The 21,175-nt window shown below is 70.5% G+C and carries 24 protein-coding genes; 14 read left to right on the top strand and 10 right to left on the bottom strand.

Annotated features, from left to right (window positions below):
* Positions 1-88: 88 nt before the first annotated feature.
* From HWV07_RS06220 to HWV07_RS06230, 3 genes are read left to right on the top strand one after another with little or no spacing between them, the layout of a single operon-like run.
* Positions 89-916 (top strand): SDR family oxidoreductase, encoded by an 828-nt coding sequence (locus tag HWV07_RS06220; protein ID WP_178333469.1) that lies wholly within the window; start codon positions 89-91, stop codon positions 914-916.
* Between the two features lies 1 nt (position 917).
* Complete coding sequence (locus tag HWV07_RS06225) at positions 918-2,231, top strand: glycerate kinase type-2 family protein (RefSeq protein WP_178333470.1); 1,314 nt, start codon at positions 918-920, stop codon at positions 2,229-2,231.
* Between the two features lie 22 nt (positions 2,232-2,253).
* Positions 2,254-2,424: a hypothetical protein gene (locus HWV07_RS06230; protein ID WP_178333471.1), complete on the top strand. Its 171-nt coding sequence runs from the start codon at positions 2,254-2,256 to the stop codon at positions 2,422-2,424.
* 9 nt (positions 2,425-2,433) lie between these two features.
* On the opposite strand, the gene HWV07_RS06235 is transcribed toward HWV07_RS06230, so the two are convergent.
* Together HWV07_RS06235 and HWV07_RS06240 are read right to left on the bottom strand one after the other, a co-directional pair.
* Complete coding sequence (locus HWV07_RS06235) at positions 2,434-3,618, bottom strand: ArsA family ATPase (RefSeq protein ID WP_484549448.1); 1,185 nt, start codon at positions 3,616-3,618, stop codon at positions 2,434-2,436.
* Positions 3,619-3,806: 188 nt separating this feature from the next.
* Positions 3,807-4,913 carry a pyridoxal phosphate-dependent aminotransferase gene (locus tag HWV07_RS06240; RefSeq protein ID WP_178333473.1) on the bottom strand — a complete coding sequence of 369 codons (1,107 nt, stop codon included), beginning with the start codon at positions 4,911-4,913 and terminating at the stop codon, positions 3,807-3,809.
* Positions 4,914-5,022: 109 nt separating this feature from the next.
* On the opposite strand from HWV07_RS06240, the gene HWV07_RS06245 reads away from it, so the two are divergent.
* Both HWV07_RS06245 and HWV07_RS06250 read left to right on the top strand, forming a co-directional pair.
* Positions 5,023-5,532, top strand: a complete 510-nt coding sequence (locus tag HWV07_RS06245) for a CinA family protein (protein WP_178333474.1) — start codon at positions 5,023-5,025, stop codon at positions 5,530-5,532.
* Positions 5,533-5,620: 88 nt separating this feature from the next.
* A complete protein-coding gene (locus HWV07_RS06250; RefSeq protein WP_178333475.1) occupies positions 5,621-5,926 on the top strand; it encodes a winged helix-turn-helix domain-containing protein in 306 nt (101 codons plus the stop codon).
* Between the two features lie 6 nt (positions 5,927-5,932).
* On the opposite strand, the gene HWV07_RS06255 is transcribed toward HWV07_RS06250, so the two are convergent.
* Positions 5,933-6,688, bottom strand: coding sequence for a PHP-associated domain-containing protein (locus HWV07_RS06255; protein ID WP_178333476.1), 756 nt, complete (start codon positions 6,686-6,688; stop codon positions 5,933-5,935).
* Between the two features lie 80 nt (positions 6,689-6,768).
* On the opposite strand from HWV07_RS06255, the gene HWV07_RS06260 reads away from it, so the two are divergent.
* On the top strand, positions 6,769-7,068 hold the full coding sequence (locus HWV07_RS06260) for a DUF7565 family protein (protein ID WP_178333477.1): 300 nt from the start codon (positions 6,769-6,771) through the stop codon (positions 7,066-7,068).
* Between the two features lie 101 nt (positions 7,069-7,169).
* Here the strand turns inward: HWV07_RS06260 and HWV07_RS06265 are convergent, their stop codons facing one another.
* From HWV07_RS06265 to HWV07_RS06285, 5 genes are all read right to left on the bottom strand, one after another.
* Positions 7,170-7,607 (bottom strand): transcription elongation factor Spt5, encoded by a 438-nt coding sequence (locus HWV07_RS06265; RefSeq protein WP_178333478.1) that lies wholly within the window; start codon positions 7,605-7,607, stop codon positions 7,170-7,172.
* On the bottom strand, positions 7,607-7,780 hold the full coding sequence (locus HWV07_RS06270; RefSeq protein ID WP_178333479.1) for a protein translocase SEC61 complex subunit gamma: 174 nt from the start codon (positions 7,778-7,780) through the stop codon (positions 7,607-7,609). Before HWV07_RS06270 ends, HWV07_RS06265 begins: the two co-directional genes overlap by 1 nt.
* 233 nt (positions 7,781-8,013) lie before the next feature.
* Positions 8,014-9,204 (bottom strand): cell division protein FtsZ, encoded by a 1,191-nt coding sequence (gene ftsZ, locus HWV07_RS06275; protein ID WP_178333480.1) that lies wholly within the window; start codon positions 9,202-9,204, stop codon positions 8,014-8,016.
* A 139-nt stretch (positions 9,205-9,343) separates the two neighbouring features.
* Positions 9,344-10,669, bottom strand: coding sequence for a D-aminoacyl-tRNA deacylase (locus HWV07_RS06280; protein ID WP_178333481.1), 1,326 nt, complete (start codon positions 10,667-10,669; stop codon positions 9,344-9,346).
* Between the two features lie 159 nt (positions 10,670-10,828).
* Complete coding sequence (locus tag HWV07_RS06285) at positions 10,829-12,127, bottom strand: twin-arginine translocation signal domain-containing protein (protein WP_178333482.1); 1,299 nt, start codon at positions 12,125-12,127, stop codon at positions 10,829-10,831.
* 444 nt (positions 12,128-12,571) lie between these two features.
* On the opposite strand from HWV07_RS06285, the gene HWV07_RS06290 reads away from it, so the two are divergent.
* The 5 genes from HWV07_RS06290 to HWV07_RS06310 all read left to right on the top strand — a co-directional run bounded on the left by HWV07_RS06290 (position 12,572) and on the right by HWV07_RS06310 (position 17,100).
* On the top strand, positions 12,572-13,369 hold the full coding sequence (locus tag HWV07_RS06290) for a shikimate dehydrogenase (RefSeq protein WP_178333483.1): 798 nt from the start codon (positions 12,572-12,574) through the stop codon (positions 13,367-13,369).
* A gap of 73 nt (positions 13,370-13,442) precedes the next feature.
* Positions 13,443-14,081, top strand: a complete 639-nt coding sequence (locus HWV07_RS19895; RefSeq protein ID WP_178333484.1) for a helix-hairpin-helix domain-containing protein — start codon at positions 13,443-13,445, stop codon at positions 14,079-14,081.
* Between the two features lie 39 nt (positions 14,082-14,120).
* The gene (gene pabB / locus HWV07_RS06300) at positions 14,121-15,668 is read left to right on the top strand and encodes an aminodeoxychorismate synthase, component I (RefSeq protein WP_178333485.1); all 1,548 of its coding nucleotides are present in this window, start codon (positions 14,121-14,123) and stop codon (positions 15,666-15,668) included.
* Positions 15,668-16,246, top strand: a complete 579-nt coding sequence (locus HWV07_RS06305) for an anthranilate synthase component II (RefSeq protein ID WP_178333486.1) — start codon at positions 15,668-15,670, stop codon at positions 16,244-16,246. The genes pabB and HWV07_RS06305 overlap by 1 nt, the downstream gene beginning before the upstream one ends.
* Positions 16,231-17,100 (top strand): aminotransferase class IV, encoded by an 870-nt coding sequence (locus HWV07_RS06310; protein ID WP_178333487.1) that lies wholly within the window; start codon positions 16,231-16,233, stop codon positions 17,098-17,100. Before HWV07_RS06305 ends, HWV07_RS06310 begins: the two co-directional genes overlap by 16 nt.
* 17 nt (positions 17,101-17,117) lie before the next feature.
* On the opposite strand, the gene HWV07_RS06315 is transcribed toward HWV07_RS06310, so the two are convergent.
* Complete coding sequence (locus HWV07_RS06315) at positions 17,118-17,531, bottom strand: Rieske (2Fe-2S) protein (RefSeq protein WP_178333488.1); 414 nt, start codon at positions 17,529-17,531, stop codon at positions 17,118-17,120.
* 147 nt (positions 17,532-17,678) lie between these two features.
* On the opposite strand from HWV07_RS06315, the gene HWV07_RS06320 reads away from it, so the two are divergent.
* The 3 genes from HWV07_RS06320 (at position 17,679) to HWV07_RS06330 (ending at position 20,198) form a co-directional block, all read left to right on the top strand.
* Complete coding sequence (locus tag HWV07_RS06320) at positions 17,679-17,888, top strand: TRAM domain-containing protein (protein WP_178333489.1); 210 nt, start codon at positions 17,679-17,681, stop codon at positions 17,886-17,888.
* A gap of 154 nt (positions 17,889-18,042) precedes the next feature.
* Positions 18,043-19,017 carry a PLP-dependent cysteine synthase family protein gene (locus HWV07_RS06325; RefSeq protein WP_178333490.1) on the top strand — a complete coding sequence of 325 codons (975 nt, stop codon included), beginning with the start codon at positions 18,043-18,045 and terminating at the stop codon, positions 19,015-19,017.
* The gene (locus HWV07_RS06330; RefSeq protein WP_178333491.1) at positions 19,014-20,198 is read left to right on the top strand and encodes a cystathionine gamma-synthase; all 1,185 of its coding nucleotides are present in this window, start codon (positions 19,014-19,016) and stop codon (positions 20,196-20,198) included. The genes HWV07_RS06325 and HWV07_RS06330 overlap by 4 nt, the downstream gene beginning before the upstream one ends.
* Before the next feature lie 12 nt (positions 20,199-20,210).
* On the opposite strand, the gene HWV07_RS06335 is transcribed toward HWV07_RS06330, so the two are convergent.
* Positions 20,211-21,164: a patatin-like phospholipase family protein gene (locus tag HWV07_RS06335; protein ID WP_178333492.1), complete on the bottom strand. Its 954-nt coding sequence runs from the start codon at positions 21,162-21,164 to the stop codon at positions 20,211-20,213.
* Positions 21,165-21,175: the final 11 nt, after the last annotated feature.

A 21,175-nucleotide genomic window follows, 5' to 3' on the forward strand; every position in this document is an offset into this window, starting at 1 on the left:
CAGACCGGGATTCCGTCTTCGCCGACCATCGCGGCCGCGGGAGCGCCGATACCTCAACCACTAACTGTCGGCCCGTCGATGGCACCGTATGAGCAATCGGACGGTCCTCATCACCGGCTGTTCGTCCGGCATCGGTCGCGCGACGGCGTACGCCTTCCTCGACGAGGAGTGGCAGGTCTACGCGACGGCGCGGAACCCGGCCGACATCGAGAAGCTCGGCGACGCCGGCTGCGACATCGGCACCATCGACGTCCGCGACACCGGCGACGTCGAGCGCGTCGTCGACCGGATACTCGAGGAGGAGGGGCGCATCGACGCGCTGGTGAACAACGCCGGCTACGGCCAGCACGGCCCGCTCGAGGACGTCGACGAGGACCGCTTCCAGAAGCAGTTCGACGTCAACGTCTTCGGCCCCCACCGGCTGGTCCGGGAGGTGCTCCCGCACATGCGCGAGCGCGAGGACGGCACCATCGTCAACGTCTCCTCGGTCGCCGGCCGCCTGGCCGCCCCGGGGATGGGCGCCTACGCCGCCTCCAAGCACGCCATCGAGGGATACAGCGACGCCCTGCGCCTGGAGGTCGAGCCGTTCGGCGTCGACGTCAGCGTCGTCCAGCCCGGCCCCGTCCAGTCGAGCTTCCGGGACCGCGTCGACGACGAACTCGGCCGGCTGGAGCGGACCCGCGACTACGAGGACCTCTACGAGTTCCAGGAGGACGCCTCGCTGTTCGGCGCCGACAGCCCGATCGCCGTCCACCCCGCCGAGGTCGCCGAAGCGATCGTCGAGGCATCGGTCACGCCCGACCCCGACCCCCGGTACGTCGTCGGCCGCGCCGCCCAGTGGCTCATCTACGCGAGCTACCTGCCGGACACCCTCAGCGACCACGTCTTCGAGGCCGTCCGCCGGTTCGCGACGTAGCGTGTTCGCCGACCGCGGCGCCCTCGCGGACTCGCCCGCCCACGATCTCGCGCTGGACTGCCTCGCGGCCGGCATCGAGGCCGGGCGGCCGGCCCGCGCCGTCGAGCGCAACTGCTCGGTAGACGGCGACGTTCTCCGGATCCGCGACGCGGAGTACGACCTCTCGGCGTTCGACGAGGTCGTCCTCCTTGGCGGCGGGAAGGCCGCCGACGGCCTCGCCGCGGCACTCGAGAATTTGCTCGGCGACCGCATCTCCGGAGGCGTCGTCGTCACGCACGAACCGACGGCCGACCCAGAGCGGGTGACCGTCCGCGAGGGCGAACACCCTGAGCCGGGGGAGGGGAGCGTTGCGGGGGCGTCGGCGGTCCTGGAGCGGGCGGCCGCGGCCGACGAGCGGACGCTCGTCCTCGCGGCGATCACCGGCGGCGGCAGCGCGCTCCTCTGTGCGCCGGCCGAGGGGCTGTCGGTCCGGGACCTCCGGGCGGTCACCCGGGAACTGCTCGACGCGGGGGCCGCGATCGACGAGGTCAACGCGGTCCGGCGGACGTGTTCGGGGGTCAAGGGCGGCGGCCTCGCTGCTGCCGCCGCGCCCGCCGCAATCGTCGGCCTGCTGATGAGCGACGTGGTCGACGACGACCCGGCGGTGATCGCCAGCGGTCCGACCGTCCCCACAGAAACCGACCCGGAGGTCGCACTCGCCGTTCTCGACCGCTACGGCGTCGATCTCCCCACTGTCGGGGCGTGGCTTCGGGACGCCTCGACGACGTCGGCGCCGGACGTCGACGTCGACAACCACGTCCTCGCGTCGGGCCGGGACGCCGTCGACGCGGCCCGCGACCTCGCCGCCGATCGGGGGTACGAACCCTGCGTCCTCGCGAGGCGACTCGGGGGCGAGGCGAGCGAGGCGGGCCGGTTCCACGCAGCCGTCGCGCGTGAGCTCGCCGAGAGCGGCGACCCCGTCGAACCGCCCGCCGTGCTGCTCTCCGGCGGCGAGACGACCGTCAGCGTGACGGGAGACGGCGACGGCGGCCCGAACCTGGAGTTCGCGCTCGCCGGCGCGGCGGCCCTCCCGGACGGCGCCGTCCTCGGGGCGGTCGACACGGACGGCAGCGACGGGAGCACCGACGCCGCCGGCGCCCTCGTCGACGCCGGGACGGTCGGTGACGCCGACGCGGACGCGGCGTCCCGTGCGCTCGCGGAGAACGACAGCTACGCGTTCCTCGACGAGCGCGGGGCGCTGCTCAGGACCGGCGCGACCGGAACGAACGTCGACGACCTCCGGGTTCTCGTGGTCGAACGGCCGGTACGGTTTTGACGCGACCGCAGCAACGGGGGGTGTGGAACCACGCTTCGTCGCCATCGTGGCGGTGCACCTCGTCGGCGCGCTGGCGTTCGCGGCGATGGCGGTCCGCGCAGCTCTGCTCGGCGACCCGGTCTTCGCGGTGATGCAGGGCGTGCTCGCGGCGCTGATCGTCGCGCTCGGCGTCGGTATCGTCCGCGCCGTCTGATTCCGCCCGCTAGTCGAGACACGCGGCGACGACGCCGAGCATCGCCTCGCCGTGGACCGGCTCGGCGAACAGCGGCACCCGCTTGACGTCCCGCCCCCGGAACAGCGTCTGGGCGCGCTGGAGGGCGTCGCGCTGGACCTCCCATCGGCGCTGGCAGAACTCGCAGTGCTCCGTATCCGGCGCGACGAACCAGTCCTCGTCGAACCCCGCTACCCCGGCCAGGTCCTCGCTGACCCTGTTGACGACGACCGTCCTGACGGGGATGCCGAATCCCTCCAGGCGGTCGATCAGTCGCTCGCTCTCGACGACGCTCATCTCCTCGGGGACCATCACGACCCGGAAGTCCGTCCGGCCGGGATCGCGGAGCGCCTCGCGCAACCGCTTGATCTTCTCGGAGAGTTCGCGGAGGTCGTTGACGCCCTCCTCGGGGTCGGCGTCCTCGCCGCCGAACAGCCCGCCGAGGTTCCCGAGGCTCCCCACCATCCCCGAGAGCTTCTCGCGGAACGCCATCATCTTCCCGACCATCGAGTCCATCACGTCCGGCAGTTCGAGCAGCCGCAGGGTGTGGCCGGTCGGCGCCGTGTCGACGACCACGCGGTCGAACCGCGGGTCGTCGAGGTACTCCAGCAGCAACTGCATCGCGGCGGCCTCGTCGGCGCCCGGCATCGCGCCCCCGGCCAGCGGGTGCCCGCCGCCCCCCAGCAGTTCCTCCATCCCGCCGAGGTCCATCCCGCCCATCGGCCCGGCGCCCTCGGCACCCGGTCCTTGCTGGGAACCGTCGGCAGACGGCCCCTCGGCGTCGGGACCGAAATCTCCCTCCGCGTCGGCCGCGCCCGTGCCACCGGTGAACGGTCCCTCCGGCGCGGCCTCGGGGTCGATCTCCACCGCGAACAGCGGGATCTCCTCGCGGATCCGGGTCGGCTCCGCCGGGATGTCCGTATCGAGGGTGTCCGACAGCGAGTGGGCCGGGTCCGTCGAGACGACCAACGTCGCCGTCCCGTCGCGGGCGCTGGCCAGCCCCGTCGCCGCCGCGCAGGTCGTCTTGCCGACGCCGCCCTTCCCGCCGTAGAGGACGTACTCCGGGGCGTCGACGCCCGCCGGAACCTCGACGTCGTCGACCGACTCCACCGGCTCGACGCTGAGTTCGCTCATACCGAGGCTGGGTCTTCGCGGCTTGTGTACCCGTCGATGCAGGTTCTCGACCGTCGACACGGGCGACTCGCACCGTTCGGGGACGGCCGCCAGCCGACCCCACCGTTCAAGTACGATGCCGGGACCAGACGGCGTGGACGCCGTCGGTCGGACGAGGAAGCGAGCGGTATCCGACCGACCGTGGACGATCCCCGTCCGCGAGTCCGGCTACGCTCGAGAGGGCCGCGAATTCAGCCGAAGTACTCGGCCAGCCGTGCGGCCGCCTCCTCCGCCCGGGGCGTCACGAGGGCGAAGCGGAGCCAGTCGGCCCTGGACCGACCGAAGGCGTCGCCCGGCATGCCGGCGACGCCGGCCTCGTCGATCAGCCGCTCGACGTTCTCGAGGGTGCCGGGGTAGCCGTCGAAGCGCGCCATCACGTAGAAGCTCCCCTGCGGTCGCGTGTACTCCGCGCCCGCCTCGTCGAGGGCATCGCAGAAGGCGTCGATGCGGGACTCGAGCATCCGGCGGTTCTCCTCGTAGTACTCCGCGGGCGTCTCCCGGAGCGCCTCCAGCACCGCGTACTGCGAGGGGCGGGGACCGGCGACGTTGACCAGCATGTGCCGGGTCCTGACGTCGTCGACGAGCCACTCTGGGAAGACCGCGTAGCCGACGCGGAACCCGGTGATGGCCATCGACTTCGAGAAGGCGTTCGTGACGACCGTCCGCTCGGAGTCGAACTCCAGGGCCGACGCGAAGGCGCCCTCCTCGTAGACGAAGTGGTCGTACACCTCGTCGGAGACTAGCAGGGCGTCGTGCTCCTCGGCGACGGCGACCAGCTCGCGCTTCGTCTCGCGGCCATAGACCCCGCCAGTCGGGTTGTTCGGCGAGTTGATCACGATCAAGGCGGTGTCGTCGCTGGCGACCTCCCGGACGGCGTCGGCGTCGAGGGTGCCGTCCGGCTCCGCGGCGACCAGCCGCGGCGTCGCGTCGAGCATCTCCGTCCGGTTGTAGTAGTACGGGTAGACGGGGTCTGCGAGGACCACCTCGTCGCCGTCGAGCGCCCGCAGCGCGCAGGCCATCGCGAGGTAGTTCGCCTCGCCGGCGCCGTTGGTGACGACCACGCGCTCGACGTCGACGCCGCGACGGGCGGCGATCTCCTCGCGGAGCTCCGTCAGCCCCTCGCTCGGGGGGTACTGGAACTCGTCGACTGGGGCGTCGGCGTACTCCCGCAGCCCCTCGCGGAGCGCCGCCGGGGCCTCCCAGTCGGGGTTGCCCGAGACCATGTCGACCACGTCGCGGTCCGCCGCGTCGGCGTACGCCATCAGGTGGAAGAACACCGGGCGGTCGTACTCGTTCATACCGGCCCTCCGAGCGGCGGCCACGTCGGTCTGTCGCTTCCCGCGACCGCCGTCGCCGCGCCGGGAGAACGGGGACCGGATTGAAGGTCGTCGCTGCCCTCCACCAGACATGGCAATCGAGGAACGCGTCGGCGACGTGCTCCGCGACCGCGGGGAGTACGTCGCGACCGCGGAGTCGTGTACCGGGGGGCTGATCGGCTCGCTGCTCACGGACGTCTCGGGCTCGAGCGACTACTTCGACCGGTCGTACGTCACCTACAGCTACGACGCCAAGCTCGAGGAACTCGGCGTCGCCCGCGAGACCCTCGACGCCGAGGGCGCGGTCTGCGAGCCGGTCGCCCGACAGATGGCCCGCGGCGCCCGCGACGGCGCGGGCGTGACCTGGGGCCTCGCCACCACCGGCATCGCGGGGCCGACCGGCGGCACCGACGAGAAGCCCGTCGGCACGGTGTACGTCGGAGTCGCCCGCGCCGGCGAGTGGGGCAGCGGCGACTCCCGGTGCGACGTCGAGCGGTACGTCTTCGACGGCTCCCGGACCGAGATCAAACGACAGATCGCCGAGCAGGCCCTGGAGGACCTCGCGGCCGCCGCGGAGTCGGCGCCCAGCACCGACGCGTAGCCTCAGCAGGGTTCGCGGGTTCCGTCCCGCCGCAGGCGTCGACCTAAATGATTAGCCAACCAACATACCTGCGGCGCGGTTCTACAATATGGAAATGAATCCCGACGACCTCTTCGACGTGCTGGCCGACCGCGAGCGCCGCCGCGTCCTCGAGCAGCTGGTCGAGCGGAACGCCGCCTCCCACGTGGGGCTGCTGAAGGACCGCTGTGACGTCAACGGGACGCTCCTGCGGCACGTCCACCTCCCGAAGATGGACAAGGCCGGGCTCGTCGACTACGACCCCCGGACGGGCGACGTGGCGCTGACCGACGACGGCACGGACGTGAAGCTGTTCCTCGAGGCGCTCGACGAGATGCGGACCACCGGCGACCTGCCGACGCCGACGGCGTTCTGACGGGCGTCAGTAGACGCTGACGCCGTCGAACCGACCGCCGTAGGCGATGTGGTCCGGATGGGTCGGTTCCGTCCCGGAGAGGAAGAGCCGGTCGATCTTCTCCCAGCTGTTCTCGTAGAAGAGGTGGCCGAACTCCGCCGCGCAGCGCAGCCGGTGGTCGGCCCCGTCACGGTGGTAGACCCGACGCGGGGCGCCGTCCTTCAGCGCCGCGACGAGCTCGTCGGCCGTCCGGAGGGGCTCCTCGAAGCTCGTCCACACCTCCCCGACCGTCCCCCGGAGGTGGGCATACGACGACCCGAACGCCGGCAGGTCGAACTCGCCGGCGAGCTCGCGGGCGCGCTCGTTGTGCTCCGACCAGTGCTTGGGGTTGTACACCTCGATGCCGTGGATCTGGTCCCGGTGAGCCCGCAGGTCGTGGGCCTCCAGGCTCACCGTCGCGAACTCCGGGTGCGGCGCGAGGACGGCGGCGCCCTGCCGGTCGAACTCGGCCATCGCGCCCTCCAGGGAGATGAAGTCCGGCACCGGCTCCGAGAGGCCGACCGCGAGGACGTGCTTGCGGTTCCGCCAGTCGCCGGTGAACACCTCGCGGGCGGGGACGACGAGCAGTTCGTCGTCGCTGAACCGCTCGGCCTCGGCCTCGATGTCCGGCAGCCGCGTGAAGTGCGGCGCGTACACCAGCGCGTCGATGTCGCGCGACTTCGCCCGTTCGACCACGCGCTCGTCGAGGACCTTCACGTGGGCGTCGACGCGGAACTCGTCCATATCCCGGCTTCCCCCGCGGGGCTGTTATCCGTTCTGATTCCGCGGGAACCCTTTTGTCGCGGCGTTCCGAGGGACCGACTATGTGGGAGTGTGCAATCTCGCAGTGCGACTTCGACTCGGACGACGCCGAGGAGCTGCTCGTCCACCAGGCCGAAGCCCACGAGCGACACCAGTGTTCGATCTGCGGGACCGTCATCCCGGACGGCTACTTCGCCATCCGGCACGCCTTCTCGGAGCACTCGCGGGCCGAGTACCTCCGGAACTACGAGGCAGACACCGACGACATCCGCGTCCGCGAGGAGGTCCTCAAGGAGGTCGAGGCGGAGGCGGACGTCCAGGCGGTCATCGAGCGGCTGGGCGGGAACCCGGCGCAGACGTAGCGCTCGTCGTATCGGCGTCGAAGAACCGAGTCAGCTCCTTCTCTCGAATCCGATTTCGCCTGCGGCGTAATGAGTTGTTCGCGCTGCGCCAGGAACGAGTTTTATCGCTCTTCGGAGTCGAGGACGCGGATCTGGTCGCCGCGGACGGTGACCGGGATCGGGACCGTCGCCTCGTACAGCTCGACGGTGACCTGGTCCTTCCCCTCGTCGATCCGCTGGACCTGCGCCTTCTCGCCCTTGAACGGGCCGGCGATGAGCTCGACGATGTCGCCCTCGGCGATCCCCTCGACGTCCGGTTTCGGGCTGAGGAAGTGCTCGACCTCGGCGATCGAGGACTCGCCGGGGACGAGGCTGCGGGCGTGCGGGATGTCCTCGAGGGCTCGCTCGATGGCGGCGGGGCCGTCGGCCTCCACCATCACGTAGCTGGTCAGCGAGTCCGGCGCGAGGGCGGCGTGGATGTCCTGCTCCTCGCGGGTGATGATCATGTCCGCGACGGTGCGCTCCTGGCTGGCCGTCGTCTTCACGGCGTAGACTGACATCAGGGCCCTCCGGGGATGAAGGTCATGATCGCGAAGATGATGAATCCGATGAACCCTACGAGGACGATGCCGAGCCCTGCGATGGTCGACACCTTCGAGAACTCGTCCCACGACGGCGTACTCGCCAGTTTGAGGACGCGGATGTAGGACGTGAGGTCGGTCGGCGTGTTCATACGCGCAGGTTTCCGCCTCGGGGCTTTTCTACCTGTTGGTTAGGTCGTTTCCTGCGTCGGCCGGTTAACGGCCGGTATTCGGGGTCTCCGCATGCACCTGCAAGCGTCGTCACTCTCGACTGGTAGCGATGGGAAACAGTCGCCGGACGAGAATCAGCAGCGAACGGGAAGACGAACCGAGTTCGGGCGTACCTCGATCATCGATCGGACGCCCGGACCGCGACCGCGGGTCGTTACTCGACGTAGTCGATGTCGTCGCCGCCGCCGCTCTCGGCGACGGCGCGTTCCTCCTCGACCTCGCTCTTGCCGTAGATCTGCGGGCTGTCGACGCCCGTGACGACGATCATCGTCTCCATCTTGCTCTCGAAGTCGGGGTTGACCGAGGCGCCCCAGATGATGCGGGCGTCGGGGTCGATGCGGTCGTAGATCTCCTCGACGACGCCCTCGGCCTCCTCGATGGACATGTCGGGGCCGCCGACGACGTTGACGAGGGCGCTGTTGGCGCCGTCGAACTCGACGTCGAGCAGCGGCGAGCGGAGCGCCGACCGGATGGAGTCCTGGGCCTTGTTCTCGGAGTCGGACTCGCCGAGTCCGATCATCGCGACGCCGCCGTTCTCCATGATGGTCTTGACGTCGGCGAAGTCGACGTTGACGAGGCCGGGCTTGGTGATCAGCTCCGTCATGCCCTTCACGGAGCGCATGAGGACGCGGTCGCAGATCTTGAAGGCGTCCTGCAGCGGCATGTTCGGCGCGTAGTCGAGCAGCCGGTCGTTCGGGATCACGATGACGGTGTCGGCGACGGCGCGGAGGCGCTCGAGGCCGGCGTCGGCGTTGGCGCGGCGGCGCTCGCCCTCCGCGGTGAACGGGATGGTGACGATGGCGATGGTGAGGGCGCCCTGGTCCTGGGCGGCCTGGGCGACGACGGGGGCGGAGCCGGTACCGGTGCCGCCGCCGAGGCCGGCCGTGATGAACACCATGTCGGAGTCGTCGATGGAGTTCGTGATGTCCTCGATGTTCTCCTGGGCGGCCTCCTCGCCGATCTTCGGGACGGAGCCGGCACCGCGGCCGCCGGTGCGTTGGCGGCCGATGAGGATCTTCTCGTCGGCGTCGACCTCGTCGGCGAGGTGCTGGGCGTCGGTGTTGGCGGCGACGAGCTTGGCGCCGTGGATGCCCGCCTCGGACATCCGGGTGACGGTGTTGCCGCCGGCGCCGCCGCAGCCGACGACGGTGATCTTGGTCTCGAGGTCCTTGACGACGCTCGCCAGTTCCTCGTCGGTCATGGTACCGGAGCCCTTCACGTCGGCCTGCGAGCCGCCGTCCGTCGCGCCGCTGGTTCCGTTCGTGTCGGCCGACGCCGGCTCCCCAGCCGACGCCTCCCCATCCTCTTCGGCTTCGCCGATGGCGTCATCGATGATCGAGTCCATTATAGTGGCGGCTCAGGCGTACGCGGGTAAAGTATCTTTCCCCGGCGTCAGACGCCCGGCATACGAATTGCGGCTGGCACGACGGCTGAGTCGCGTATCGAGAATAAACCCCAGACGACGATATAAAAGCGGTTCCCGGTCAGAACGGGAAGCGCCGCTCGCGCGCGCTCCGGACGTCCGCCGGTTCGACGGTCTCCTCGCCGACGCTCACGGCCTCGCCGGCGGAGAGCCGGCCGAACTCCGGCCCCTCCTCGACGCCGGCCTCGCGGGCCAGATCGGGGTCGAAGGCCTCCCGCCGGGCGACGACCTCGCCGTCGTCGACCGCGACGGAGTCGTACTTCGCCTCGAGCACCGCCGCGAGTTCCTCGACGATCCGTCGGTAGTCGCCGGCGGCCGCCAGCGCGACGGAACCGGCCGCGAGGGACCCGCCGTCGAGGGTCTCGTAGGCGAGCGCCCGGTCGGCGACCGCGGCGAGTGTGGCCGGCCGGTCGACACCGTTGGCCTCGTCGAGCAGGTCCGCCGGCAGTTCCTCGACGGCGAACTCGCCGTCGTACCCCCGGGCCGACTCCCCGAACCGGAGGCCGTCGTCGACGGGTGAGAGGGCTCGTTCCGCCCGCTGGACGAGTTCGAGCGGCACGCCGGTCGCCTCCCGGAGCCACGTCTCGGAGACCGTCTCGAACCCGAGGTCCTCGATCACCGACTCCAGGTCCGGGTAGTCGCCGTCGAGCAGCGCGAACTCGGTGCCGCTGTTGCGGAACGCCTTCGCGACGACGGCACGGGCCTCCTGTGGGTCGCCCATGTCGTCTAGCGCCCAGTCGGCCGCGACGTGGCCGACACACCAGTCCGTCTCGGTGAGGATCCGGTCGAACCGCGGGGCGTAGTGGCCGCCGCCGAAGCCGACGACGGTCCGGTACGCGGAAGGCTCGACGTCCCTGAGGTCGAGGATCGAACGAGCGACCGCCTCGGCGCCCACGGGGTCGGCCCACTCGGCCTCGCCGCTGCCGAGTTCGACGAACAGGGACGGACAGCCGACGGTGCTCGGACCGTGGTGGGTGGCCTCGATGCCGGCGTCGTACCCCTCCGGGGCGTGGTCGTCGAAGGCCCGACGGACCGCCCGGAGCGCGTTCGGCGCGGCGCGGGCGAGCGAACCCTCGCCGCCGCCGTACTCGGCGGGGCCGAAGTTGCCGGTCGCGTGGGCGGTGAGCAGCGGACCGGTGTCCCCGGAGTGGCGCGAGGCGAAGACGAGCAGGTCCGGGTCGTCGAACGCGGCCGCGGCGCCGTCGAGGTACAGGTGCAGGTCGTCGAAGGTCCGGAGTTCGACGCCGTCGCTCCGGTAGTAGGTCCCGCCGCCGTCAGCGTCGGAGCGGGACTCGTCCTGGCGTTCGGTCCAGGACTCGAGTTCGAGCAGGTGTTCGCCGATGTGTTCGGATGCCTCGTCGGCCCGGGAGACGACGACTGCGAGCATACCCCGGACTGGTCGTTCGCGGGCTAAAGGCGGTCCGGTCGGCGGTAACCTCCTCGAGGTGACGGACCCAGTTCTACTGCGATAGAGAGCGACCGGGTCGCCGTCGGGACCGCCTTCGACTCGCTCGCCTGCGTCGAAATCGCGGGTGCGTCGACCCGGTCAGCCGACCAGGTCGGACATCGTCACGACCTCGACGTCGGCCGAATTGATGTACTCCAGCAGCGCACGGAAGTCCGCCTCGGTGATGTCGGCTTCCGGGCTGTCGCCGATGGAGTGCCACATCGGGGCGACCAGCTGGTTGTACTTCTCGGCGAGGTCGATGTACCGCTGGATCGCATCGAGGTTCGTGCCGTTGACGCGGCCGACCGTGTGCGGATCGGTCACCGGGAGGCCGATGTTGCCGCCGCCGTAGCTGATCGACGCCTCGTGGTACTCCCGGAGGAGCTCCATGTTCGTGGCGTCACGCGTGTTCCCTGGGGCGATGTAGTACTGGGCACCCTCCTCGAAGCCGCGGGTCTCCAGCCAGTTCTTCGAGTTCTCGATGATCTCGCGCTGCTCGCTCTCCGACCAGTTCTCCTCGGTCAGCACCGCACTGCCGCTGCCCTGGGGATGGGGGTGGGAGACGATGTCCCAGCCGCTGGAGTTCATCTGCCGGAGCTGTCCCGTATCCAGCCGCGAGCTCGCGCCGACGGCGTGGGTGATGACCCCGTCGACGCCCGCGAACCCGAACTCCTCCATAATCTCGAAGGCACGGGCGTGGCTCTGGTGGCAGTCGTCCCACGTCAGCATGACCTTGCCCGTATCGGGGGCGTCGAGGACGCGGATTTGGTCGATGGCCATGTCGATAGTCTGTCCCTGGCTGCGCTGGCGGCCGATCAGGCGGAGCTCGTAGACCTCGCTGAGATCCGGGTCGCCGCGCTCGCCGGTCGCGCCCATATCGAGGTTCATCCAGTGTCCCAGCGGCCCCGTGTTCGTCCGGTTGAGCCGGAGGAGGTTCCCCTGGTCGGGCGCGACCGGCTGGACCTCCAGCCGGTGGTTCTGGGGGCTCATCGCCATGAACGACACCGACAGGGACTTCCCCCGGAGGTCGATCGGCTCGGAGAACGCCGTGACCGCCCCGACGTACGGCTCGTCCTCGCCGGCGGTCAGGCGGATGCCCTGCTCGCCGTTCCGGACCTCACTGATCGCCTCGAAGGAGCCGTAGGAGTCCAGATCGTACCAGTCCTCTACGCCGTTCGAGAAGTCCACGAGCACTTCACCTTCCTGACCGTCGTCGGTCGGCGTCGACTCGTCCGTTTCCTGCGTCGAGTTGTTCCCGGTTCCGTTCCCGTTGCCGTCGTCGGGGGAGTCGCTTCCCCCCAGATAGCTCTCGAGTTCCCCTACACAGCCGGTGAGTCCGACGGCGATTCCTGTTGCGCCCGCACCTTTCAGAAAGCGGCGGCGGTTCGTTCCTCGCATTACGACTCGACACCTCGGGACCCTCCTACTTTCTTATAAACTCCTTAACACTCCGTAGAGTCGTGTTACGATGGAGCAAGGGTTCGAGGGGTGACACTACCGGGTTCGCGTCGGTCGATTTCGCATCCTCGCGAGAGAACGAGCCGTTGGCGAAGGCCGGCCCCCTGGTGTTCGAACTCGTGGTCGACAGCATCATCGGATGGGGACAGCTATCTCGCGAGGACGAATCGTGGACGGTGACGAACCAGGATTTTCGAGGTCGGCAGCGGATTGGGACGCCCTCACGACCTCCTGGAGACCCCCATTTAAGTATCAGAACCGCCCCACGGTAGTCGATTGTTTATATGTCGATCGCCGGCCACACCCCGGAGATTCGCTATCGCGACATACGATTTATCGGCCGTTCGGCAACCCTTTTCACCCGCGGCGGAGTCAGGACCGCTCATGCAGGTTTTCGGGCTCATCGGCGACCCGGTCGGCCACTCGGTGTCGCCGCCGATGCACGAGGCGGCCTACGAGGCGCTCGGGATGGACGCCCGCTACGTGACGTTCGAGCCGTCGTCGGACGCGCTGGCGGCGGCGCTCGACGGCGCTGACGCCCTCGGGATCCGGGGGCTGAACGTGACGATCCCCTACAAGGAGGACGTCCTCCCGCTGGTCGACCCCGACCCCCTCGCCGAGCGCATCGGTGCCGTCAACACGATCGACTTCTCGGGGGAGCCGACCGGGCACAACACGGACGCCGCGGGCGTCACGCGCGCGCTCGGTCACCACGACGTCACCCTGTCCGGTACGGCAGTGGTCGTCGGCGCCGGCGGCGCCGGCCGGGCGGCGTCGTTCGCGCTGGCCGACGAGGGGATGGACGTCCGCATCGCCAACCGGACGGTCGCCAGGGCGGAGTCCCTCGCCGGTGACGTCCCGGCCGCGACCGCCCACGGCCTCGACGACCTCGAGACGCTGCTCGCCGACGCCGACGTCCTGGTCAACGCCACCAGCGTCGGGATGGAGGCCCCCGAGGAGTCGCCGGTGCCGCGAGAGGCGCTCCACGGTGGACTCGCGGTCCTCGACGCCGTCTACGACCCCCTGGAGACGCGACTCCTCCGGGAGGCCGAGGCCGCCGGGGCGACGACCGTCGACGGGGCGTGGATGCTGCTCTTCCAGGGCGTCGAGGCGTTCGAACTCTGGACGGGTCGCGACGCGCCGGTGGAGACGATGGACCGAGCGCTCAGATCGGCTCTCTGAAGCGTACACGCGCGTAGCGTCGGTTTGCCCGATTGGACGGGGTTTAAGTGAACTCCGGCACCTAGCGACACGTATGCCAATAGCCAAACTCATTCGATCCGTTCTGGGCCTGGGCAGTTCGGACGGCGAGTCGGCTGAATCGACCAGCGTCACGGTCGAGCGCGAACCCGACGACGAGCCCGAGACGGACGCGTCCGCGGAGGCGTCCTCGTCGGAACCGGAACCGGAACCGGAACTCGACGAGGAGGGGACGGATGCGGAGTCCGACGTGGGCGACGAACCCGATATCGAAGACGCGACAGACTCCGACGAGGCCGAGGAGGTCTCCACGGACGACGACGTCGAGGAGGCGGCCGCCGCGGGCACGTCGGCCAGCGCCTCGACCGACTCGATGACGCAGGAGCCGCCGGAGGAGGCCGACGCCGCCGAAGACGCGGAGGTCACCGGCGAGGTCACCGACCACAGCGGGACCGACACGCCCGCGACGGAAGACGCCGAGGCGGCCGGCCCCGTCGAGGAGGAACCCGACGAGGGCAGCGAGCCCGTCGACAACGTCAGCGGCATCGGCCCCGCGTACGCGGAGCGACTCAACGACGCCGGCATCGATACCGTCCAGGAACTCCTCGACGCCGACCCCGACGAACTGGCGGGCCAGATCGACGTCTCCGAGAAGCGCATCGGGCGCTGGCAGGAGAGCGCGGAAGACCTGTAACCGCAAAGCGGTTAGTTCTCGGTCGCTTCTCCACCGGTGATGCGAGTCGTCACCGACCGGTCGAGCTTCGCCGCGACGGCGGCCGACGCGCCGCCGGACGCGCGCGTGCCGGTCGAACTCCGGGTCCGCGTGGCCGACCCCTTCGAGGCCTACCGCCGGGCGCGCCGCGGCGACGGCGGCGACGTCTACCTCGAGACGACCGGCGGCCAGTCCGGGTGGGGCTACTTCGCGACCGACCCCGTCGAGCGGGTGACCGTCGGCGCCGACGCCGAACCGATCGACGAGGGCGGGTCGCCGTCGCTGTCTCACGACTCACCCAGTTCGTCGTTCGACGGTTCCGAGGGCTCCCCCCGGTCGCCCTCGCTGGCGACGCTCGATGCGATTCTGGAGAACGAGACCCTCGAGCGCGGCGACTGCGACGTCCCGTACCCCTGCGGGGCCTTCGGCTGGCTCTCCTACGACGTCGCCCGCGAACTGGAGGACATACCCGAGACGACGACTGACGACCGCGGGCTCCCCCGCCTGCAGCTCGCGACGTACGACCGCGTGGCCGCGTGGGCGGAACCCTGGACCGGCGAGGCGACCCTCCGGGTGACCGCCTGCCCGCGGCTCTCGGACCACGACGCCGTCGACGACGCCTACGAGTGTGGGGTCGGCCACGCCCGGGACCTCGTCGCCCGCGCCGTCGCCGGCGACCGGTCGGTCGGGCGCGCCCCCGCGGAGGCACGGCGCGCGACGTTCGACGCAGGTTGCACCCGCGCCGAGTTCGCCGACCGCGTCCGGCGCGTCAAGGCCGCCATCCGCGACGGCGACACCTTCCAGGCGAACGTCTCCCAGCGGCTCTCTGCGCCCGCCGCAGTCCACCCCGTCGACGCCTACGCCGCGCTCCGACGGGTGAACCCGGCGCCGTACTCGGCGCTGCTGGAGTTCCCCGGCGTCGACCTGGTGAGCGCGAGCCCGGAACTGCTGCTCGACGTCGACGGCGACCGGCTGCTGACCGAACCCATCGCGGGGACGCGCCCGCGCGGGGAGACGCGCGAGGAGGACGAGGCGCTGGCGGCCGACCTGCGCTCCGACGAGAAGGAACGGGCCGAGCACGCGATGCTGGTCGACCTCGAGCGCAACGACCTCGGGAAGGTCAGCGAGTACGGCTCCGTCGACGTCCGCGAGTACCGCCGCGTCGACCGCTACTCGGAGGTCATGCACCTCGTGAGCCTCGTCGAGGGGCGCCGCCGCGAGGGCTGCTCGGTGGCCGGCGCCGTGGCCGCGGTCTTCCCCGGCGGCACCATCACCGGCGCGCCGAAGCCGCGGACGATGGCGATAATCGACGCGGTCGAGCGGACCCGCCGGGGACCCTACACCGGCGCCGTCGGCGTCTTCGGCTTCGACGACCGGGCGACGCTGAACATCGTCATCCGGACGCTCGTCCGCACCGGCGAACGGTACGACCTGCGGGTCGGCGCCGGCATCGTCCACGACTCGGACCCGGACAGCGAGTACGACGAGACCCTGGACAAGGGCCGCGCGCTGGTCAACGCCATCGACGCCGCCCTCGACCGGGAGACGTTCGCCCTGGAGGCCGACTGATGGTCCGGATGCTCGTCGTCGACAACTACGACTCGTTCGTCTACAACCTCGTCCAGTACGTCGGCACGCACGCCGACGTCGAGGTCCGCCGGAACGACGCCGTCACCGTCGACGAGATCCGCGAACTGGACCCGGACGGCATCGTCGTCTCGCCCGGGCCGGGAACCCCGCAGGAGGCCGGCGTCTCCGTCCCCGTCTTCGAGGAACTCGACTACCCGACGCTGGGCGTCTGCCTCGGCCACCAGGCGCTGTGCGCGGCCAACGGCGCGACGGTCGGTCACGCGCCCGACGTCGTCCACGGCAAGCCTTCAGCGATAACCCACGACGGCGAGGGGGTCTTCGCGGGTCTCCCCGAGCGCTTCGAGGTCGGCCGGTACCACTCGCTGGCCGTCGACCCGGAGACGCTGCCCGAGACGCTGGAGCGGACGGCCCGCACGGACGACGACCGGGGCGTCGTGATGGGCGTCCGCCACCGCGGGAAGCCCCACGAGGGCGTCCAGTTCCACCCGGAGAGCATCCTCACCGACACCGGTGAGCGCATGATCGAGACCTTCTGTGACAGATGCAGTACCACGTAGACGGCGAGCTGGTCGACCGCGAGAATGCCACGGTGAGCGTCGACGACCGGGGGTTCCGCTACGGCGACGCCGCCTTCGAGACCTGCCGCGCCTACGGCGGCGAGGTGTTCGCGTGGGATCGGCACCTCGAGCGCCTGGAGCGAACCTGCGCGACCCTCGGGATGGAGGGCGTTGTGCCAGAGGACATCGCCGACCGCGTCGACGAGACGCTCGCGGCGAACGACCTCGAGGACGCGTACGTCCGGGTCTCCATCTCCCGGGGCGTCCAGCCCGGGAAGCTGACGCCGCAGTCCGAGGTCGACCCCACCGTCGTGGTCTACGCGAAGCCGCTGCCCCGGGGCGGCGTCGACGGGAAGGCGGTCTGGGAGGACCCCGCCGTCGTGCAGTCGGTGAAGACCCGGCGGGTGCCGGACGCGGCGCTGCCGGCGGACGCGAAGACGCACAACTACCTCAACGGGATCCTGGCGCGCCTCGAACTCCGGCGGGCGACCAACGAGGGCTACCGGCCGGACGAGGCGCTCATGCGCGACACCGACGGGAACCTCGCCGAGGGGGCGACGAGCAACCTCTTCTTCGTCGACGACGGCGTGCTGAAGACGCCCGCCGAGGGGTCGCTGCTGCCCGGCATCACCCGGGAGGTCGTGATGGAGATCGCCGAGGCGGAGGAGTTCCCGGTCGAGGAGGGCCGCTACGCGGTCGACGACCTCCGGACGGCCGACGAGGCGTTCCTGACGAACACGACCTGGGAGGTCCGGCCGGTCGAGAGCGTCGACGGCATCGCGGTCGGCGGCGGCCCGATGACGGAGCTGCTGGGACGGCTCTACTCGCGGCGGGTCGAAGAACGCTGCTACTGAGGCCGACGGAGCGCTGGTTAGTTGCCGCTGAAGCCGATCCGACCGGAAGAGAGGTCGCGGTCGGACTTCGGGCCGACGTGGTCGAACTCGTAGTCGTCGTCGGTGAGGTAGACCGCGCCGTCCTCGACGGCGACGTCGACCTCCTCCAGGTAGGCGCCCTCGCAGGGGCCGTGGGAGCACTCGCCCGTCCCGGGTTCGAAGGTCGCCGCGTGGCGCGTGCAGACGAGTTCGCCGCCCCGGAACTCCGCGCCGCTGCCCTTGTCCAGGCGGACGTCGGTCCAGTGGGGGCAGTAGTTCCGCCAGGCGGCGATGCCGTCGGCGAGACGGACGAGCAGGACCTCCTTCTCGTCGAACCCCTCGCGGACGGTGAACAGCAGCGTCGAGTCGTCGGGGACCTCCTCGACGTCGACGATTCGGCGGTCGGGATCCATCACCGGTCGCTACCGGCCGGCGCCGTTTAGCCTTGTACGTTGCGGCCCGCCTTGTGCCGGCGTCCCACGCCGGCCACAGCCACCTCGCCACTACGTTTGAAGTCCCCGTGGACCGTTACCAACAGGCGTACGGACTGGTGACATCAGATGGGTTCCACTTCTACAGCGCCGGTCGAGAGCGGCGAGACGCACCACGTCGAGATCGAGGAGCTCGGCGAGGAGGGCGACGGCATCGCGTACGTCGAGGGGTTCGTGGTCTTCGTCCCCGACACCGAGCTGACGGAGGCCGTGGACGTCGAGATCGAATCGGTCCGCGACTCGTTCGCGGTCGGCGAGGTCGTCGAGCGCCACGAGTGACCGCCGTCCGCCCGCGACGCCGACCCGCGGTTCGGCAGCTCCGTGGCCGCACAGCGGGCCTCCGAGTCCCGCCGGCCGACACCCGGCCCGGGGATTCTTCACGTCGTCGTCCGTTAGCACACGGGAGCATGAATCCCAGGAGAGGGGAGCGCGGATGACGCGGGGACCGGTCGAGTCGGTCCTGGAGACGGTCGGGAACACGCCGCTCGTCCGGGTCGAAGCCGCCCCCGAGGAGGTGCCGGTCTACGCCAAGCTCGAGTCGTTCAACCCCGGCGCGAGCGTCAAGGACCGCATCGGCGCGTACATCTGCGAGCAGCTGATCGAGCGGGGCGAGCTCGAAGAAGGCGGCACCATCGTCGAGCCGACGGCCGGGAACACCGGCATCGGGCTGGCCATCGCGGCCAACCAGCTGGACCTCGAGGCGGTCTTCGTCGTCCCGGAGCGGTTCAGCGTCGAGAAGCAGACGCTCATGCGCGCCCTCGGCGCCGAGGTGGTCAACACGCCGACAGAGGACGCGATGGGCGGCGCCATCGAGCGCGCCCGCGAGATCGCCGACGGCCGGGAGGACGCGGTCGTCCCCCAGCAGTTCGCGAACCCGCTGAACGTCGAGGCCCACGAGCGGACGACAGGCCCCGAGATCTACGACGCGCTGGACGGCGAGGTCGGCGCGGTCGTCGTCGGCTGCGGCACCTGCGGCACCCTCGTCGGCGTCGCGCGGTACGTCCTCGAGCGCGAACCGGACGTCCACGTCGTCGCCGTCGAGCCCGAGGGATCGGTGTTCGCGCGGGCGCTCGGCGCGGATGTCGACGAGGACGAGTACACCATCGAGGGCATCGGCACCCACGAACTCGAGCGGAACGAGCTGTTCGACCCCGAGGTGGTCGACGAGGTGCTCCAGGTCGGCGACCGGGCCGCTCACGACGAGCTGCAGCGGCTCGCCCGCGAGGAGGGCCACCTCGTGGCGTCGAGCTCCGGCGCGGCGAGCGTCGGCGCCCGGCGGGTGGCGGAGCGCATCCGCGACGGCGACCTCGACGTCCCCCACGACGCGGTCGCGACGGTCTTCCCGGACTCCAGCGAGCGGTACCTCTCGAAGCACATCTACGGCGACTTCGAAGATTGGCAGCCATGACACACGACGACACACCCGACGACGCGGCCGACGGACGCATCGAGACCCGAGCCATCCACGCCGGCCAGGACCCGGACGAGGAGACGGGCGCCATCATGACGCCCATCTACGCCTCCTCGACGTACGTCCAGGACGGGCCCGGCGACCACCGCGGCTACGAGTACTCCCGGACGGGCAACCCGACGCGGTCCGCCCTCGAGGCCAACCTCGCGGACCTGGAGGGCGGCGAGTACGGCCGCGCCTTCGCCAGCGGGATGGCCGGCATCAACACCGTCCTGAACCTACTGGAGTCCGGCGACCACGTGCTGGCCGGCGAGGACGTCTACGGCGGCACCCACCGACTGTTCGAGCAGGTCTACGAGGACTACGACCTCGAGTTCTCCTTCGTCGACACGACCGACCTCGAGGCGGTCGAGGCCGCCGTCCGGCCGAACACCGAGCTGGTGTGGGTCGAGACGCCGACGAACCCCCTGCTGCGGGTCAACGATATCGCGGCGCTCGCCGACCTCGCCCACGAGCACGACGCGCTCTGTGCGGTCGACAACACCTTCGCGACGCCGTACCTCCAGCAGCCGCTGGACCTCGGCGCCGACGTCGTCTCCCACTCGCTGACGAAGTACCTCGGCGGCCACTCGGACCTCGTCGCCGGCGCGCTCGTCACGGACGACCCCGACCTCGACGAGCGGTTCGGCTTCTACCAGAACTCGGTTGGGGCGACGCCCGGCCCGTTCGACTGCTTCCTGGTCCTCCGGGGGACCAAGACGCTCCCCGTCCGGATGGACCGCCACTGCGAGAACGCGCGGGCGCTCGCCCGGTGGCTCGACGACCACCCCGACGTCTCGGACGTCTACTACCCCGGCCTCGAGTCCCACCCCCAGCACGACCTCGCGGCCGAGCAGATGGCCGACTTCGGCGGCATGCTGAGCTTCGAACTCGACGCCTCCCTGGAGGAGGCCGCCGAGGTCGTCTCCTCGACGGACGTGTTCACGCTCGCGGAGAGCCTCGGGGGCGTCGAGAGCCTCATCGAACAGCCGGCGACGATGACCCACGCGGCCATCCCGGCCGAACGGCGCCGCGAGGCCGGCCTCACCGACGGCCTCGTCCGCGTCAGCGTCGGACTGGAGCACGTCGACGACCTGCGGACGGACCTCGAGTCGGCCTTCGACACCGCCCTCGAGTGAGGACGGTCGCGCCTAGCGCGACGCCAGGAACTCGGCGGCGCGGGCCCGCCCCCGGTCCATCAGGTCCTCGACGAAGGCCGGCGAGCGGTCGACCTTCGAGGAGTGTTCGAGGTTGTCACGTAGCTGGACGCGGTGGATCTCGGTCCGGCTGAACCGCTCCTCGGAGAGGTGGCCCTCGTCGATCCACCGGTTGACGCGCTCGATGAACCCCAGCTCCTGGTTCAGCGAGATGTTACCGGACAGCTCGTTGCGGCGGTCGGTGATCTCCTCGAGGGACGTCGGCTCCTCCTCGCGGGCCTGCGGCTCGATCTGGACGACCCACAGCTCGTCCGGCTGCCGCTCCTCGGGCGCGGTCACGAGGTCGTGGACGGGCGGGTTCTGGCTGAAGAGGCCGTCCCAGTGGTAGTGGCCGTCGATCTCGACGGCGCGGAACAGCGTCGGCACCGCCGCAGAGGCCAGCACCGCGTCGGCGGTCACCTCGCGGTTCGTGAACGTCTCGAACTCGCCGGCGTTGACGTCCACGGTGCCGACGACCAGTTCCGGGCGCTCGGGGTCGTCGGCCAGCGCACGGATCGCCTCGAAGTCGACGTGCCGTTCGACGAGCGCGCGGAACTCTCGCTCCCGCCACGGCGACGTCGGCCGGAAGTAGGGGCTGACCTGGGGGACCGGGAAGCCGCTAGCCTCGACCCGTCTCGTCCAGACGAACGCGGCGTTGGCCATCCGGTCTGCCGGGCCTCCGGCGGCGACGTCGTCCCAGACGTCGTCCAGCAGTTCGACGGCCCGCTCCCGGCCCTCGGTCACCAGCCCGTACCACGCGACGACGGCGTTGAGCGCGCCGCCGGAGGTGCCGGAGAGCCCGACCAGTTCGTCGTCCTCGTCCCAGTTCTCGAGGGCGTGCTGCAGGACGCCGGCGGTGAACGCGGTGTGGCTGCCGCCGCCCTGGCAGGCGATGGCGACGTTGCTCATGTCGACTCCGC

Source organism: Natronomonas salina (assembly GCF_013391105.1).
GTDB lineage: Archaea > Halobacteriota > Halobacteria > Halobacteriales > Haloarculaceae > Natronomonas > Natronomonas salina.

Excerpts from the sequence above, each read along its gene's own strand:
- HWV07_RS06260 (WP_178333477.1), top strand. The coding sequence starts at position 6,769 with ATGTGGGAGTGTGCAATCTCGCAGTGCGACTTCGACTCGGACGACGCC.
- HWV07_RS06265 (WP_178333478.1), bottom strand. The coding sequence starts at position 7,607 with ATGTCAGTCTACGCCGTGAAGACGACGGCCAGCCAGGAGCGCACCGTC.
- HWV07_RS06315 (WP_178333488.1), bottom strand. The coding sequence starts at position 17,531 with ATGGATCCCGACCGCCGAATCGTCGACGTCGAGGAGGTCCCCGACGAC.
- HWV07_RS06285 (WP_178333482.1), bottom strand. The coding sequence starts at position 12,127 with ATGCGAGGAACGAACCGCCGCCGCTTTCTGAAAGGTGCGGGCGCAACA.
- HWV07_RS06240 (WP_178333473.1), bottom strand. The coding sequence starts at position 4,913 with ATGAACGAGTACGACCGCCCGGTGTTCTTCCACCTGATGGCGTACGCC.
- HWV07_RS06325 (WP_178333490.1), top strand. The coding sequence starts at position 18,043 with ATGACGCGGGGACCGGTCGAGTCGGTCCTGGAGACGGTCGGGAACACG.
- HWV07_RS06280 (WP_178333481.1), bottom strand. The coding sequence starts at position 10,669 with ATGCTCGCAGTCGTCGTCTCCCGGGCCGACGAGGCATCCGAACACATC.
- HWV07_RS06250 (WP_178333475.1), top strand. The coding sequence starts at position 5,621 with ATGGAAATGAATCCCGACGACCTCTTCGACGTGCTGGCCGACCGCGAG.
- ftsZ (WP_178333480.1), bottom strand. The coding sequence starts at position 9,204 with ATGGACTCGATCATCGATGACGCCATCGGCGAAGCCGAAGAGGATGGG.
- HWV07_RS19895 (WP_178333484.1), top strand. The coding sequence starts at position 13,443 with ATGCCAATAGCCAAACTCATTCGATCCGTTCTGGGCCTGGGCAGTTCG.
- HWV07_RS06255 (WP_178333476.1), bottom strand. The coding sequence starts at position 6,688 with ATGGACGAGTTCCGCGTCGACGCCCACGTGAAGGTCCTCGACGAGCGC.
- HWV07_RS06270 (WP_178333479.1), bottom strand. The coding sequence starts at position 7,780 with ATGAACACGCCGACCGACCTCACGTCCTACATCCGCGTCCTCAAACTG.
- HWV07_RS06290 (WP_178333483.1), top strand. The coding sequence starts at position 12,572 with ATGCAGGTTTTCGGGCTCATCGGCGACCCGGTCGGCCACTCGGTGTCG.
- HWV07_RS06305 (WP_178333486.1), top strand. The coding sequence starts at position 15,668 with ATGGTCCGGATGCTCGTCGTCGACAACTACGACTCGTTCGTCTACAAC.
- HWV07_RS06220 (WP_178333469.1), top strand. The coding sequence starts at position 89 with ATGAGCAATCGGACGGTCCTCATCACCGGCTGTTCGTCCGGCATCGGT.
- HWV07_RS06335 (WP_178333492.1), bottom strand. The coding sequence starts at position 21,164 with ATGAGCAACGTCGCCATCGCCTGCCAGGGCGGCGGCAGCCACACCGCG.
- HWV07_RS06320 (WP_178333489.1), top strand. The coding sequence starts at position 17,679 with ATGGGTTCCACTTCTACAGCGCCGGTCGAGAGCGGCGAGACGCACCAC.
- HWV07_RS06330 (WP_178333491.1), top strand. The coding sequence starts at position 19,014 with ATGACACACGACGACACACCCGACGACGCGGCCGACGGACGCATCGAG.
- HWV07_RS06310 (WP_178333487.1), top strand. The coding sequence starts at position 16,231 with ATGCAGTACCACGTAGACGGCGAGCTGGTCGACCGCGAGAATGCCACG.
- pabB (WP_178333485.1), top strand. The coding sequence starts at position 14,121 with ATGCGAGTCGTCACCGACCGGTCGAGCTTCGCCGCGACGGCGGCCGAC.
- HWV07_RS06245 (WP_178333474.1), top strand. The coding sequence starts at position 5,023 with ATGGCAATCGAGGAACGCGTCGGCGACGTGCTCCGCGACCGCGGGGAG.